A 13,746-nucleotide genomic window follows, 5' to 3' on the forward strand; every position below is an offset into this window, starting at 1 on the left:
GCGGGCGAAAGGGATCCGACCCCGGGTCAGCGCCGCCGTTCCAGCCACCACAGCAGCGATGCACAAAACACGAACGCCAGCCACCACGGCCAGCGCGAGCCCGGCACGGGCTGCATCACCGACGCGTTCGCCGACGTGCTGGAGGCCAACGCCTGCGTGGTCGCATCGAGCATTGCCTGCCGATGCAGTGCAGGTGCGTCCTTCGGGTCGAATGCATAGCGCCAGACGATACTGTCGCCATGCTGCAGGCGCTGCCAGCCTGCCTCACGTGGCCACCAGCCGGCGCAGCGCAGCGCCGACGTTGCACCATCGGCGATCAGCGGCACGCTGTCGCCACGCGGGTTGAAGGCCTGCAGCGGCGCCTGCACGCCGCACAGCGCCTGCCGTTCGCCTGCCCAGCTGATGGGCTGTGGTGACCACAGCGCATCACCGCTGCCCTGCGCGCGTGCCAGCGTGGCAACCACGTCGCTCCACAGTTCGCCGTGGCGGTCATCGCGGCCTGCCAGCACCCAGCGCCAGCTGTCGGTCAGCGGCAGCTGGCCGATGCGGCCCTTGCCGACCGCGCGCCAGCCGCCGACGGCCTGGCCGCCCCGATCGTGCAGCAGCGCGTTGCTGCCCGGCGCCTGCAACGCCAGTGCTTCCAGCGAAGGCAGCGCGGCACTGTGCGAGCTGCGGTCGGCCTCTTCGCCGTAGCCGGTCGGCAATGTGCCAGCGGCGAGCGGGCCACGGCGTGCGGCGAGGACCGCGCTTTCGCCATCGCCGGGAAGTTTGAGGGGGTGGCTGCTGCCATCACCCTGCACTGGCAGGCCCAGATCGCGAAGGCGTTGCCGCGCGCTGGCCGAAGGTGCGCCCGCACTGCGCACCAGCACGCCCAGTCCATCGCGCAGCGCCTGGCGCACGGCGGCCAGCTGGCCCGCACTCAATGCCGCCAGGCTGCGCTCGTCCAGCAGCAACAGATCGCTGCGCGTGAGCGATGCTGCATCGATCGACACCGCGCCATCGCCGATGCTGAGTCCGGCCCCGGTATCCGCCTGCACCTGCACACGGATGCCTGCATCGGCTGCCCAGCGCCGTAGGTACTTCAGCTCTGGACCCGGCGCGCCGGCGCGCACCAGCAGGCGCAGCGGTGCGGACGGCAGGGTCTGCTGCGGCACCGGTACGCTGTCCACCACATGGCCGTCGGCATCGAGCAGGCGCAGCTGGAACACGCTGCGGCCTTCGGCGCGGGCGACACCACTCAGCTGCACGCGGCCGTCGTCGGCAACCTCCGTGCGATCGACCACGCTGTCGGCCGGGTCGAGCAGTTCGGCCTTCGCCTTGGCCGCGCCACGCGCCTGTGCCTGCACGTCGAAGCGGGCACCGGGTGCGACATCGGCCGGCGGCTGCAGCGCGATCCAGCCGCGCGGCTCCGGTGCAGCCTGCCAACGCACATCCGGCGGCAGCAACGCGTCGCGGTCACGTGCGACCAGGCCCGCACCGACCAGCGTCAGCGTGGCGGCCGGATGCTGGCGCAGCGCGGTGGCCAGGTCGGGTACGCGCTGTGCGCCGGGCACATCGGCAGCTTCCGGCAACAGCAACAGCGGGCCTTCGCTGGCCGGGAGTGCGCCGGCCTTGCCCGCATCGACGCCAAGCACGACCAGCCCGCCTGCGGGCTGCTGGCGGGTGGGGGGCGCCAGACAGAAATACAGCAGCGTGGCGACGACGATCTGCAGTGCGATCACGACCCACCGGCGGCCGGGGTGCGCAGTGTCCGCACGCAGCTGGCGCACGCTGGCGATGACCACGATCAGAGCGAGTACCGGTGCAATCCACAGGTTCACAGCGGAGGCGTTCATGGCTGCGCCTCCAGCGCGTCGAGGTAGCGCTGGCCCATCGCATCGGCGGCACTGCGCCGCATCGCCTGTGGCAGCGGACGCTGCAGCGCCCGCCACAACTGTGCGCGCAGGCGCTGGCGGCAGTCGCCGCAGTCGGGCTCGATGCGCATCTGCTCGATGGCCGCAGCCAGATCGAGTGCATCGGGCAGGTAGGCGGCGTTGCGCTGCTGCCAGGCCGCCAGCGCATCGAGATCCGGTGCGCCGTTGTCATCACCGAGGCGTTGCCAGGCTTCAACGATGGCCGGATCCGGCGGGGTTCGCGCGGCCAACGGCAGTTCACGACTGGCCAGTCCGGCGCGATCACCGCCCAGCCGGCGGCTTTCATCGATGGGTGGCAGCTCCGGCCCGACCCGGGCCAGGTAGATGCGCTCGGCCTGCTGCACCTGCTTGATGAAGCCCAGCGCCTTGTAGGCAAATGGCAGCGCCTGCTCCGGGCGGCCCTGGCGCAGCTCGCCTTCGGCCGACCACATCTGGTCCAGCGCGGCCTTCAACGTGGCGCGGGTCTGCGGATCGAGCAGGGTGGTCGCCTCGGCGTGGTCATGGGTGTGCCCGTATTCGGAAAGCACGTCGGTCTCGCTGCCGAACACCGGCGGGATATCTGCGTTGGCTGTACTGCCATGATCGTGGCCATGGTCGTCTTGCGCGCCGGCCTGCGCGCCATGGTCGTGTTCGTGATCGTCGTTGTGGCCGTCTGCGGTCGGCGCATCGCTGGTGGGCAGGTCGCTGGTCGGCGGCGGCTTCGGCGCACCTTCGCTTTCCTCGCCCAGGAACTGGCCGTAGCGCAGGCGCAGGATGCGCTGGTCGACACCGATCGCATCGCTGCGCTTCACGAAGTCCTCGGCGGCCAGGCTGCGTCGCTGCCGGATCAGCGCTTCGGCATCGATGATGATCTGCCGCTGGCTGCGGAAGTACGCAGGCAGGGTCTTCTTGATGCGGCCCTCGAGCTCTGCACCGAGCGCGACTTCGGCGCTGGGCAGGCGCAGGATCACGCTGCTGCTGCGCCCGGTCTGCGGGGTGGGTGCATGATTGTCGCGTACCTCCAGCTGGGCGATCACATCGTTGCCAGGCTGCGCGCCCAGCGCAGCCAGATCAAGGGTGTGGGCGAAACGCCGCGCGGTGGCTTCGCCGCTGCCGGCAAGCGTGACGCTGCGCTTCACGAAGGTGATGTTCTCACCGCTGCCCTGGGTAGTGGTGATCGACAGCGTTGCCTGCGCCGCGACACCGTAATCGTCGCTGGCCTCGAAGCGCAGTGCCCACTGCCGTTGCCCCGGCGTGCCCAGCACCAGGCTGGCCGTGGGCTCCAGTACGCGCACGCTGGGTGCACGGTCGGCCACCACATCGAGCCGATGCAGGCGGGTCTCTGCCAGCGCCGGTTCGCTCACCACGCGGTACAGCAGCGGCATACGTGCCACATCCTGCGCCTGCCACTGTCCTTCGCGCTCGCTCAGTGGCAAGCGGCGACCATCGTGGAACTGCAGCCACGCCTTGTCCGGGGCGCGGTCGAAGCGCAGGGACCAGGACAGCCGGCTGTCGGCGGCAACCTTCGCATCCAGCGCATTCTGGGTGAGCGTGGCCTGGCCGGTATAGGCCGGCGCGTCGATGCGCAGGCGGGTGGACTGCAGGCGCAGCGGGCCCGCAGCAGCAGCGCTGCCAGGCACCGGCGTGCGGACAGGCACGGAGCCGGGGCCGGAACGTGGCCAGCCGAATGCCAGCACAACAATGGCCAGGCCTGCGATCCAGCACAGCGCCAATGCCCCACGCGGCCAGCGTGGACGCAGCTCCGGCATCGCGCGTTCCAGCATGGCCAGCACATGCACACGCTGGCGCTGCTGCAGCGGATTGAGCGTGGCGGCGTCGGCGAACAGCAGATCGGCACTGTCCTCGCTGGCACCGCTGCCATCGAGCTGGCGCTGCAGCCACTGCCGGTCCAGTTGGCGGGCACGCGCAGTGGCGAAGGCCGCACACGCGAGCAGACTGACCGTGCCGACGACGCAGGCGATATCGAAGCCTGCAAGACGCAGGGCCAGCACCGTGGCGGCCAGCGCCCATGGCAGGCCCAACAGCAGGGTGATGAGCGCACGGCGGCGGCGTGCGCGTTGCCAGGCGTGCTGCAGGGTGTTCATGCGGCCACCCTGCGCCGGGCGCTGCTGGCCATCCAGCGTTCCAGCGCGAACAGCAGCACGACGGCCAGCAACAGCCAAGGCGTGGGCTCACGCAGCGGTGGTGGTGCAGCAGGCAATGCAGCCCGCTGCGGTGCCTGGTCACGTGCATCGCCCAGGCGCGGGGCCGTAGGCGGCTGCAGCGCCAGCAGCAGGGCACGTGGCAGGCGCGGATCGCGCAGCGCAGGGTTGCTGGCGGCATTCCAGCCACCCGGCAGCGCCAGCAGATAGCCGTGGCCGATGCGTTGCTGCCACAGCAGCGGTGCGCCCTCGGCATCGCGCAGCAGGATGCTGGCGCTGGCAGCAGGCTTGCCGGCAGTCAAGACACGACCGCCGCCGCGCAGCCACGCCTGCCAGTTCGCCGGCAGTGCATCGCTGCGGCTCCATACGCCGATCTCACCGCGCTCCGGCAGGGCATCCGCCGGCAGCGGAGCAAGCGGTGCCTGCACGCCCCACGCGCGCTGCAGTGCGTTCAACCAGCGCTGGGCAGTGGCCGAAGCATCGCTGTGCACGCGCAGGCGCGGCGACGTCGCGGCACTCGGTTGCGCAGTGACCGGCATCGGCTGCGTGTGCCACTGCACGTCGCGCGACAGCTGCAGGCGGGCACCATCCAGGCCGGGCAGGGGATCGGGAACGTGCACGGTCAATGCGGTGCCGACGGGCAGCTGCGCGTCCAGTTCGCGCAGCAGGCTGGGCAGGGAGGCGGTTGATGCAGGGGGTGCCTGATCAATGGCGGGGAAGCCGGGTGCCAGCCAGTGCCAGTTGCCATCCTCGGCCGTTCCACGCAGGGTCGTAGCATCCAGTCCCGGCGCTACCACGGTCCATGCAGCGGGAGGCGCCGTCGGGCCAGTCAACACAGGTCGTGCCAGCAGCAGGGCCAGTGCGGCCAGCAACAGCAGGCGCACCAGCAGCAACGGCCAGTCATCGAAGCGGATGCGCTGGCGTGGCCGGATCTGCGCGCGCAGCCAGCGCAGCGCGGCGAAATCCAGTGGCGTGTACGGATGGCGGCGGGCCAGGTGGATCAGCAGCGGCAGCAACCCTGCAGCGAGCGCGGCCAGGCCGAGCGGGAACAGCAGGGTCATGCATCGCCCCCACGGCCAAACAGCGCCTGCAGCGCCTGGTCCAGCGGCTGGTCGAGCCAGCCGGTGGCACTGGCAATCCCGTTGGCCTGCAGGCGCGCATGCAATGCGCTGCGTGCGTCGGCGAAGCGCTGCAGGTAGTCAGCGCGGATCGCCGCGCCATCGCCCAGCAGTTCCTCGCCGGTCTCCGGGTCGCGGAAGCGGTGGCCGGCGTCGAACGGGAAGTCGCGCTCGTCGGCGGTGAGGATCTGCAGCAGTGCCACTTCGCGGCGCGCGCTGGCCAGTTGTTCCAGCAGCACGATGCCGGCATCGTCGAAGCCATCGCCGATTGCCAGCAGCAGGTCGCCCGGGCGCACGCGCTCCCACAGCGGCCGAAGGCGATCGGCCGCAGGCCAGGCGCCGCGCGCCTGCAGGGCATGCAGTTGCAGATGCACGCGATCACGCTGGCGTGCGCCGTTCGCCGCGGGGACCAGCTGCAGGCCATCGCCATTGATTGCCAGCAGGCCGAAACGGTCACCCTGCTGCAAGGCCAGCTCAACCAGGCACGCGGCCACGCCGCGCATATGGTCCAGACGCGAGTGCTGCGGTGCCGCGCGATCCGCCTGATTGGCCGAAGCGGTGGCGTCTAGCAGCAGCCAGACCGTGATCGGGCTTTCCCGTTCGGACTCGCGCACGAAGAAGCGGTCCGAGCGTGCATACAGCTTCCAGTCGATCTGGCGGAGTTCGTCTCCCGGTTCGTAGGCACGGTACTGGGCGAATTCGAGGCCGGCACCGCGGCTGCGGCTGGCGTGCTGGCCGATGCCACTGGCACCGCTGGCCAGGCGCGGCCGCAACCGCAGCAGGCGCAGGCGCGCACGCAGTTCCGGCGGCAGGGTCAACGGCGTACCTGCGTTCACGCGTGGCTCAACCCGGGAAGGGCACGGCCTGCAGCAGCGCGGCGACCACGTCGTCGGCACGCTTCTGCTCGGCCTCGGCGGCGAACGACAGCAGCAGGCGATGGCGCATCACCGGCGCGGCCAGCACCTGCACGTCCTCGCGGGTGGCGGCGAAACGGCCCTGCAGCAGTGCGCGTGCCTTCGCTGCCAGCACCAGCGACTGGCCGGCACGCGGGCCGGCGCCCCACTTCACCCATTGGTTGATCGCCGCCGGAGCACCGTCGCCGGGCCGGCTGGCGCGCACCAGGCGGGTGATCCAGGCCAGCACATCCGGGCTGACATGCACCTGGCGCACCGCGGCCTGCAGCGCGATCACCGCGTCGGCATCCATCACCTTCGGCACCGCGTCGGTGGCACCGCCGGTAGTCTGTTCCAGGATCTGCCGTTCCTCGTCTTCGCTGGGGTAATCCACCAGCACGTGAAGCAGGAAGCGGTCCAGCTGCGCTTCCGGCAGCGGGTAGGTTCCGGCCTGCTCGATCGGGTTCTGCGTGGCCAGCACGAAGAACGGCGCGGGCAGCGCGTAGGTGGTACCAGCGTAGCTGACCGTGCGTTCCTGCATCGCTTCCAGCAGTGCGGCCTGGGTCTTGGGCGGGGTGCGGTTGAGTTCGTCGGCCAGCAGCAGGTGGGTGAAGATCGGGCCCTGCTGGAAGCGGAAGTGGCGATGGCCGGTGCCGTGGTCTTCCTCCAGCAGCTCGGTACCGAGGATGTCGCTGGGCATCAGGTCGGGGGTGAACTGCACGCGCCGGAACTGCAGCTCCAGTGCCTGGCCGAGCGAGCGCACCAGCAGGGTCTTGCCGAGCCCGGGTGCGCCTTCCAGCAGGCAGTGGCCGCCGGCCAGCAGGCCGATCAGCAGCTGCTCGACCACGGCGTTCTGGCCCACCACGGCGCGTGCGAGCGCGGCGCGCAGCTCATCCAGGCGCGGCAGCAGGGAATCGAGGTCGGGGGAGGTCATGGGCGTGCAGGTCCTATCAGTTGTTCAACGCGTACATCACGATGTTGACGCCGAAGCGGGTGTTGTCTTCGGCCAGGAAGCGCTTGTTGCGCCAGTCGTAGTCCCACTCGCAGCCGTAGTCCTTGTTGCTGTACAGCAGGCCCAGGCGGCCGTCGACCTCGATGCCCTTCAGGTAGTCGTGCACCAGGTCGTCGCCCCAGCCGTTGAGTTCGAAGCTGGTGGCAGGCGGGCCATCCGGGAAGCGGAAGAAACTGCGGTACAGCGGGTGGCTGTTGGGCAGCTTCTGCAATGCCCTGGGCCCGAACAGGCGACCCATCTGCGCCTCGAACGAGGTAGCGAACAGGCCGTCGATATCGTGGTTGCAGTCGTCGACGAAGACGAAGCCGCCATTGCGCACGTAGCGCACGAAGTTCTGCCGCTCGGCGGCGTTGAACTCCACCAGCGTGTGCCCGGCCAGGTAGCAGAACGGCGCTTCCAGCATGCGTGGGTCGGCCAGCGCCACCACGTGTTCCTGCGGGTCCACGCGCAGCGAGGTGTAGTCGATCAGCGAGGTGATCAGGTTGGACGGCATGCGCGCGTCCACATCCCAGTCACCGGAGTCGTACTGAAGGCGGGTGAACCAGAAGTCGTAGCGCGAACTGCGCGGGCCTGCCTGTGCCCAGGCTGGCAGCGCCGCCGCCGAAGCGGCAGCGGCCAACCAGCGCAGGCAGGCCCGGCGATCCATCAGACCGCGTCGGACAGCGAAGTGAAGGTGAAATCGCGCAGCTTCATCGGCGGGATCATCATCACGTAGCTGGATTCATCACCGGCCACGCGCACCGGCTTGCCCAGCTCTTCGATGTTGTTGAGCATGATCACCGGCGATTCGTTGAAGCGGAAGTTCTTCACCGGATGCTTGATCTGGCCGTTCTCGATGTAGAAGGTGCCGTCGCGGGTCAGGCCGGTCAGCAGCACGGTCTGCGGATCGACCATGCGGATGTACCAGGTGCGGGTGACCAGGATGCCCTTCTGGGTGCCGCGAACCAGTTCGGCGGTGCTCTTGTCGCCACCGCTCATCAGCAGGTTGCCCGGCGACGCCTTGGCGGTCTTGCCCTGCTTCTGCGCCCAGAAGCGCGAGTAGTCCAGGTTGGCGATCCTGCCGTTCTCGATGATCGCCATGCGCTCGCGGGGCAGGCCCTCGTTGTCCCAGGGCAGCACCGGTGCGTCCGGGTGCCACGGGTCGGCGATCATGGTCACGCGCGGGTCGTAGACCTGCTCGCCCAGCTTGTTGCCGCCGCCCTTCTTGGACAGGAAGCTGCGGCCCTCATCGGCCGAGCGTGCGCTGAAGAAATTCATCATGAAGCTGATCAGGCCGGCCGCCGCAGCCGGCTCCAGGATCACCGTGTACTTGCCCGGTTCCAGCGCTTTGGCTTCGGCCGACTCGGTGGCCTTGCGCATGGCGATGCGGATGTCCTGGTCCGCCTTGAAGTCAGCCGCATCCTTCAGGTTGCGGCCGACCCAGCCCGAACCACGGCCATCCTCGGTGCGCACGGTGCAGGTGTAATTGAAGTTGGTGGTGCGCTGGTAGGCGAAGTTGCCGTTGCTGTTGGCGGTGGCCTGGAAGCCCTGGCCGTCTTCGAGGAAGCCGGCGGCGATCAGGCCATGGCCACGGCACGGCGCGATTGAATCTGCGGCAACCTTGGCACGGAACGCCGGATCGATCGCGGCAGTGGATTCGCTGAAGGTGGGGCTGGCGCGGTAGCTCTGCTTGCCGATGGCCGGCATGAACTCCGGGTTTTCCGGGGCCAGGCGGGCCAGGTCTTCGGCACGGCGCACCACGCGTTCCAGCGCGGCATCGTCGAACTCGTTGATCGAGGCCGTGCCGACGCGCTTGCCGAAGGCAACGGTGACCGCCAGTTCGGTGTTGTCGACGATGCCGCTGGTGGAGACATTGTTCAGTGCGAAACGGATGTTGCCGTCGATCGCGCCGGCCAGCACGGCGGTGCATTCGTCGGCCTTGGACAGGGCGATGACCTTGTCGAGGATGGCCTTGGCCTGGGCTTCGGTGAAGATACTCATGGTGTAAGGGCTCCTGACCGATCAGCCGAGGCTGCGTGCGGTGTTGATGACGTTGATGCCGTTGAAGCGCGCGGTGGACGAACCGTGCGAGACCGCCGAGACCTGGCCCGGCTGGCCCTTGCCGTCGAAGAACGAACCGCCCAGGCGGTAGTCACGCTCGTCGGCCACGGCGGTGCAGGCGTTCCAGAACTCCGGCGTGCGGATCTGGTAGGCCACGTCTTCCAGCATGCGGGTGATCTGGCCGTTCTTGATCTCGTAGAACAGCTGGCCGCCGAACTGCGCGTTGTAGCGCTGCTGGTCGATCGAGAACGAACCATCACCGATGATGTAGATGCCGTTCTCCACGTCCTTGATCAGGTCCGGCACGCTCAATGGCTTCTTGCCCGGTGCCATCGACACGTTGGCCATGCGCTGGAACTGCACGCTGGACCACGAGTCGGCATAGCAGCAGCCGTCGGATTCGGTCTTGCCGAGGATGTGGGCCTGGTCGCGGATGGTCTGGTAGTCCACCAGCTTGCCGTTGCTGATCAGGTCCCAGCGCTTGCACTTCACGCCTTCATCGTCGTACGCCACCGCGCCGAGGCTGCCCGGCTGGGTCTTGTCGGCGAAGATGTTGACCAGTTCGCTGCCGTACTGGAAATGCTGTTCGCGCTTGTCCAGGGTGGCGAAGCTGGTGCCGGCGTAGTTGGCTTCGTAGCCGAGCACGCGGTCCAGTTCCAGCGGATGGCCGATCGATTCGTGGATGGTCAGCCAGGTATGCGACGGGTCGAGCACCAAGTCGTACTTGCCCGGCTTCACCGACGGTGCCTTCAGCTTTTCCTGCGCCTGCCTGGCAGCGGCGATGGCGTCTTCCTTCATGTCGTAGGAAGAACTGTAGTTGACCACGCCATTGGGGCCGACCACCTTGCCTGCGGCGGCGCCATCCAGGTACTCGTAGCCCAGGCCCATCGGCGAGGACAGGCCCGAACGGGTGCGGAACTTGCCGCTGGACTTGTCGATGGCGGTGACCGTCATCGGCGCCCAGATACGGTGCACGTCCTGGTCGATGTAGGAGCCGTCGGTGGAGGCAAAGTACTTCTGCTCGTTGACCAGGAACAGCATCGAGTTGACGAAGCTGGCACCGGCGCCCATTGCGGCGGCGTTGACGTCCAGCAGCAGGCCGACCTTGTCCTTGATCGGCACCTCCATCGCATTCTTGCGGATCGGCGTGCGCCAGCTCACCTCACCGACGCCCGGCGCCTTGGCCAGCTGCACCGGCGCGGTCTGCACGCCGGCATTGGCCTTGGCGATCGCCGCCGCCTGCTGCGCGGCCTTGGCCACATCGCCCGTACCCAGCGCATTGGTGGCGGCAAAGCCCCAGGCACCGTTGACGATCACGCGGATGCCCACGCCGGTGGACTCGGTGTTCACCACGTTCTGCACCTTGTCCTCGCGGGTGATCACGAACTGGCGCAGGTAACGGCCGATGCGCACGTCGCAGTAGGTGGCGCCGGCCTGGCGGGCGGCGGCCAGCGCCGCATCGGCCAGGCGCTTCTTCAGCCCCAGGTCCAGCGAGCTCTGCAGCTGTTCGGCGGCGATCACCTTGCCGAAGAAGGAGGGCACGATCAGCCCGCCCGCGGTAAGCCCGGTCAGGGCCAGGAAGTCACGTCTTTGCAAGGCTGCTCTCCATGTCGAAGGATGGGTGGCTCAAGCGCCGAGACTGCGCGCGGTGTTGATGATGTTGATGCCGTTGAAGCGGGTGGTGGACGAACCGTGCGAGACCGCCGAGACCTGGCCGGGCTGGCCCTTGCCGTCGAAGAAGGAACCGCCCAGGCGGAAGTCGCGTTCATCGCAGATGGCGGTGCAGGCATTCCAGAATTCCGGCGTTCGGATCTGGTAGGCCGCATCCTCGACCATGCCGGCGATCTTTCCGTCCTTGATCTGGTAGTACAGCTGGCCGCCGAACTGCGCGTTGTAGCGCTGCTGGTCGATCGAATACGAACCGCGGCCGTGGATCCAGATGCCGTTCTCCACGTCCTTGATCATGTCCTCGACGCTGAGCGGCTGCTTGCCCGGCGCCAGCGAGACATTGGCCATGCGCTGGAACTGCACGCTGGACCAGGAATCGGCGTAGCTGCAGCCATGCGATGCATCGCGGCCGAGGATATGGGCTTCATCGCGGGTGGCCTGGTAATCGACCAGGATGCCGTCGCGCACCAGGTCCCAGCGCTGGGTCTTTACGCCTTCGTCGTCGTAGCCGACCGCACCGAGGCTGCCCGGCTGGGTCTTGTCGGCGAAGAAGGTGACGATGTCGCTGCCCCAGCGGAAGCCGGCATCGCGCTTGTCCAGTGTGGCGAAGCTGGTGCCGGCGTAGTTGGCTTCGTAGCCGAGCACGCGGTCCAGCTCCAGCGGGTGGCCGACGTTCTCGTGGATGGTCAGGAACAGGTTGGACGGGTCCAGCACCAGGTCGTACTTGCCGGGCTTTACCGACGGCGCCTTCAGCTTCTCGCGCGCGTGGCGGGCGGCCGCGATGGCGTCCTCGACCGGGTCGTAGGAATCGCGGTAGGCGGTGATGCCGCCGGGCAGCTGCACCTTGCCACTCGCATCGCCATCGAGGAACTCGTAGCCCATGCCCATCGGCGAGGACAGGCCGGCGCGGGTACGGAACCTGCCGCTGGCCTTGTCGATGGCGGTGGCGGTGAACGGTAGCCAGATGCGGTGGATGTCCTGGTCGATGAACGAGCCGTCGCTGGAGGCGAAGTACTTCTGTTCGTTGACCAGGAACAGGGTGGAATTGATGTAGTCGGCACCCGCATTCAGCGCGGCGGCGTTGAGCGCCAGAAGCAGTTCGACCTTGTCCTGGATCGGCACCGCCATTGCGTTCCTGCGGATCGGGGTCTGCCAGCGCACCTCGCCGACCGACGGCGTCGGCGCCAGCTGCACCGGCCGGGTCTGGATGCTGGCGTTGGCGCGTGCGATCGCGGCCGCCTGCTCGACTGCGGCGCGCACGGCGGCCTCGGTCTGCTGATGGGTGGCGGCGAAGCCCCAGGCGCCGTTGACGATCACGCGCACGCCCACGCCGGACGACTCGCGGTTGGTCACATTGCCGACCTGGTGTTCGCGGGTGATGACCGACTGGTTGAGATAGCGGCCGATGCGGACATCGCAGTAGCTGGCCTTGGCGGTGCGTGCGGCGGCCAGCGCCACGTCCGCGAGGCGCCTGCGCTGGGCGGTATCGACCGGGGCGAGCAGCTGCTCGGCGGCGATGGCACGGGAATGCGGCAGCAGCAGGCCCGCCAGGCCCAGACCGGAAAAAGCCAGGAACTCACGTCGTTGCACAGCGTTTCTCTCTCTCGCTTGCGTGCGGTTGGCAATGGGCCGGACCGATCACGTCAACTCCTCGACTTTCGCCAGCGCGGGGCGTGGGGACAAGTGACTGCAGTCATGGTTGGGAGGGTTTCGGCAGGGCTTGCAGCCCTGCACCTGCTCAATGCAACGGCCAAAGCCAGAGCCAGAGCCAGAGCGGCATTCCGTGGGATGGCGGGGCGGTGTGGGTGGGCAGGACACGCCGTAAACCCGTCCCTGGGGGCTCGATGGCGCCATCCATGGCGCCAACGGTCCTGCCCACCCACACCGCCCCGCCTCTGACAGCTGGCCGGTGGCTGTTGGTGGATGCCGACCGTTGGTCGGCACATCTGTCAGATATCGAATGAAATTCGGGGTCAGATCCGTTTTCCTGCGGAAAACGGATCTGACCCCAATGCGGTTCCGGCAGATCGCGGAAATCTGTCGAAGGCGGGGTGGGTCCGGTTGAGGGGGCGTGAGCCGCATGGATGCGGCGACCGAGCTTACATGGACGTACTTGCAGCGTCCCCCTCAATTGGGCCCACCCCGGCATCCCACGGAAAGCCCGCTTTTGACGTTGCTCTGGCTCCGGCTCCGGCTCCTGCGGGTGCAGGGCGCAGCCCTGCCGAGCAACACCCCCTCGTGCACAATGGGGCCGACCCCGCCCGGACCCCGTCCTGATGTCGAGCAAGCCGTATTCAGAAGCCTGCGAGCGCAACCGCGAACCCATCGCCACCGCACTCGACCCGTGGATGGGCGACCGCCGTCGGGTGCTGGAGATCGGCAGTGGCACCGGCCAGCATGCGGCCTTCTTCGCCGAGCGCTGGCCGTGGCTGCGCTGGCAGCCCAGTGATCATCCGGACCATCTGCCCGGCATCGAGGCCTGGCGTGCGGAGGCCGCGCTGCTGAACCTGTTGCCGCCGCTGGCGTTGCAGGTGGAACTGCCACCGGCGCCTGGGCTCAGCCTGCCACAGGGCAGCACGTTCGACGCCGCATTCAGCGCCAACACGCTGCACATCATGAGCTGGGAACACGTGCAGGCACTGTTCGCGGCGCTGCCACCGGTGCTGCGTCATGGTGCGCTGCTGGCGGTGTATGGCCCGTTCAACTACGGCGGCCGTTACACCAGCGACAGCAACGCGCAGTTCGATGCCTGGCTGAAGGCACGTGATCCGCGCAGCGGCATCCGCGATAGCGAAGCGGTGCAGGCGCTGGCCGCCGACCACGGATTCACCCGACTGGGGGATGTGGCGATGCCGGCCAACAACCGCCTGCTGCTGTGGCGGCTGGGCTGAACCGCCGGTAGTACCGGCCGCTGGCCGGCAACCGATTGCCAGGAGGGATGCCGGCCAGCAGCCGGCACGA

The 13,746-nt window shown here is 68.4% G+C and carries 10 protein-coding genes; 1 reads left to right on the forward strand and 9 read right to left on the reverse strand.

From position 1 onward, the window contains the following. Positions 1–26 precede the first annotated feature (26 nt). From AC5P99_RS08980 to AC5P99_RS09020, 9 genes are read right to left on the reverse strand one after another with little or no spacing between them, the layout of a single operon-like run. Positions 27–1,835: a hypothetical protein gene (locus AC5P99_RS08980; protein ID WP_495213062.1), complete on the reverse strand. Its 1,809-nt coding sequence runs from the start codon at positions 1,833–1,835 to the stop codon at positions 27–29. Continuing rightward, the gene (locus AC5P99_RS08985; RefSeq protein WP_123959329.1) at positions 1,832–3,997 is read right to left on the reverse strand and encodes a hypothetical protein; all 2,166 of its coding nucleotides are present in this window, start codon (positions 3,995–3,997) and stop codon (positions 1,832–1,834) included. Before AC5P99_RS08985 ends, AC5P99_RS08980 begins: the two co-directional genes overlap by 4 nt. Then, positions 3,994–5,115 (reverse strand): BatA domain-containing protein, encoded by a 1,122-nt coding sequence (locus AC5P99_RS08990; protein ID WP_049449755.1) that lies wholly within the window; start codon positions 5,113–5,115, stop codon positions 3,994–3,996. The genes AC5P99_RS08985 and AC5P99_RS08990 overlap by 4 nt, the downstream gene beginning before the upstream one ends. Beyond that, positions 5,112–6,008, reverse strand: coding sequence for a DUF58 domain-containing protein (locus tag AC5P99_RS08995; protein ID WP_049449756.1), 897 nt, complete (start codon positions 6,006–6,008; stop codon positions 5,112–5,114). The genes AC5P99_RS08990 and AC5P99_RS08995 overlap by 4 nt, the downstream gene beginning before the upstream one ends. Positions 6,009–6,015: 7 nt before the next feature. Beyond that, the gene (locus AC5P99_RS09000) at positions 6,016–6,999 is read right to left on the reverse strand and encodes an AAA family ATPase (protein WP_049449757.1); all 984 of its coding nucleotides are present in this window, start codon (positions 6,997–6,999) and stop codon (positions 6,016–6,018) included. A gap of 16 nt (positions 7,000–7,015) precedes the next feature. After that, positions 7,016–7,723: a DUF4159 domain-containing protein gene (locus AC5P99_RS09005; protein ID WP_005411842.1), complete on the reverse strand. Its 708-nt coding sequence runs from the start codon at positions 7,721–7,723 to the stop codon at positions 7,016–7,018. Further along, positions 7,723–9,057, reverse strand: coding sequence for a TldD/PmbA family protein (locus tag AC5P99_RS09010; protein WP_049460822.1), 1,335 nt, complete (start codon positions 9,055–9,057; stop codon positions 7,723–7,725). The genes AC5P99_RS09005 and AC5P99_RS09010 overlap by 1 nt, the downstream gene beginning before the upstream one ends. A gap of 21 nt (positions 9,058–9,078) precedes the next feature. Beyond that, the gene (locus AC5P99_RS09015; protein ID WP_274849987.1) at positions 9,079–10,713 is read right to left on the reverse strand and encodes a TldD/PmbA family protein; all 1,635 of its coding nucleotides are present in this window, start codon (positions 10,711–10,713) and stop codon (positions 9,079–9,081) included. A gap of 30 nt (positions 10,714–10,743) precedes the next feature. Further along, entirely contained in the window at positions 10,744–12,375 is a 1,632-nt protein-coding gene (locus AC5P99_RS09020; RefSeq protein WP_049449760.1) for a TldD/PmbA family protein, read from the reverse strand. A gap of 686 nt (positions 12,376–13,061) precedes the next feature. Here AC5P99_RS09020 and AC5P99_RS09025 point away from each other — a divergent pair. After that, entirely contained in the window at positions 13,062–13,676 is a 615-nt protein-coding gene (locus AC5P99_RS09025) for a DUF938 domain-containing protein (protein WP_049449733.1), read from the forward strand. Positions 13,677–13,746: the final 70 nt, after the last annotated feature.

The organism is Stenotrophomonas sp. YJH_SMC_80 (assembly GCF_059372495.1).

Coding starts and splice junctions, on each gene's coding strand:
- AC5P99_RS09025 (WP_049449733.1), top strand. CDS start 13,062: ATGTCGAGCAAGCCGTATTCAGAAGCCTGCGAGCGCAACCGCGAACCC.
- AC5P99_RS09005 (WP_005411842.1), bottom strand. CDS start 7,723: ATGGATCGCCGGGCCTGCCTGCGCTGGTTGGCCGCTGCCGCTTCGGCG.
- AC5P99_RS09000 (WP_049449757.1), bottom strand. CDS start 6,999: ATGACCTCCCCCGACCTCGATTCCCTGCTGCCGCGCCTGGATGAGCTG.
- AC5P99_RS08990 (WP_049449755.1), bottom strand. CDS start 5,115: ATGACCCTGCTGTTCCCGCTCGGCCTGGCCGCGCTCGCTGCAGGGTTG.
- AC5P99_RS08985 (WP_123959329.1), bottom strand. CDS start 3,997: ATGAACACCCTGCAGCACGCCTGGCAACGCGCACGCCGCCGCCGTGCG.
- AC5P99_RS09010 (WP_049460822.1), bottom strand. CDS start 9,057: ATGAGTATCTTCACCGAAGCCCAGGCCAAGGCCATCCTCGACAAGGTC.
- AC5P99_RS08980 (WP_495213062.1), bottom strand. CDS start 1,835: ATGAACGCCTCCGCTGTGAACCTGTGGATTGCACCGGTACTCGCTCTG.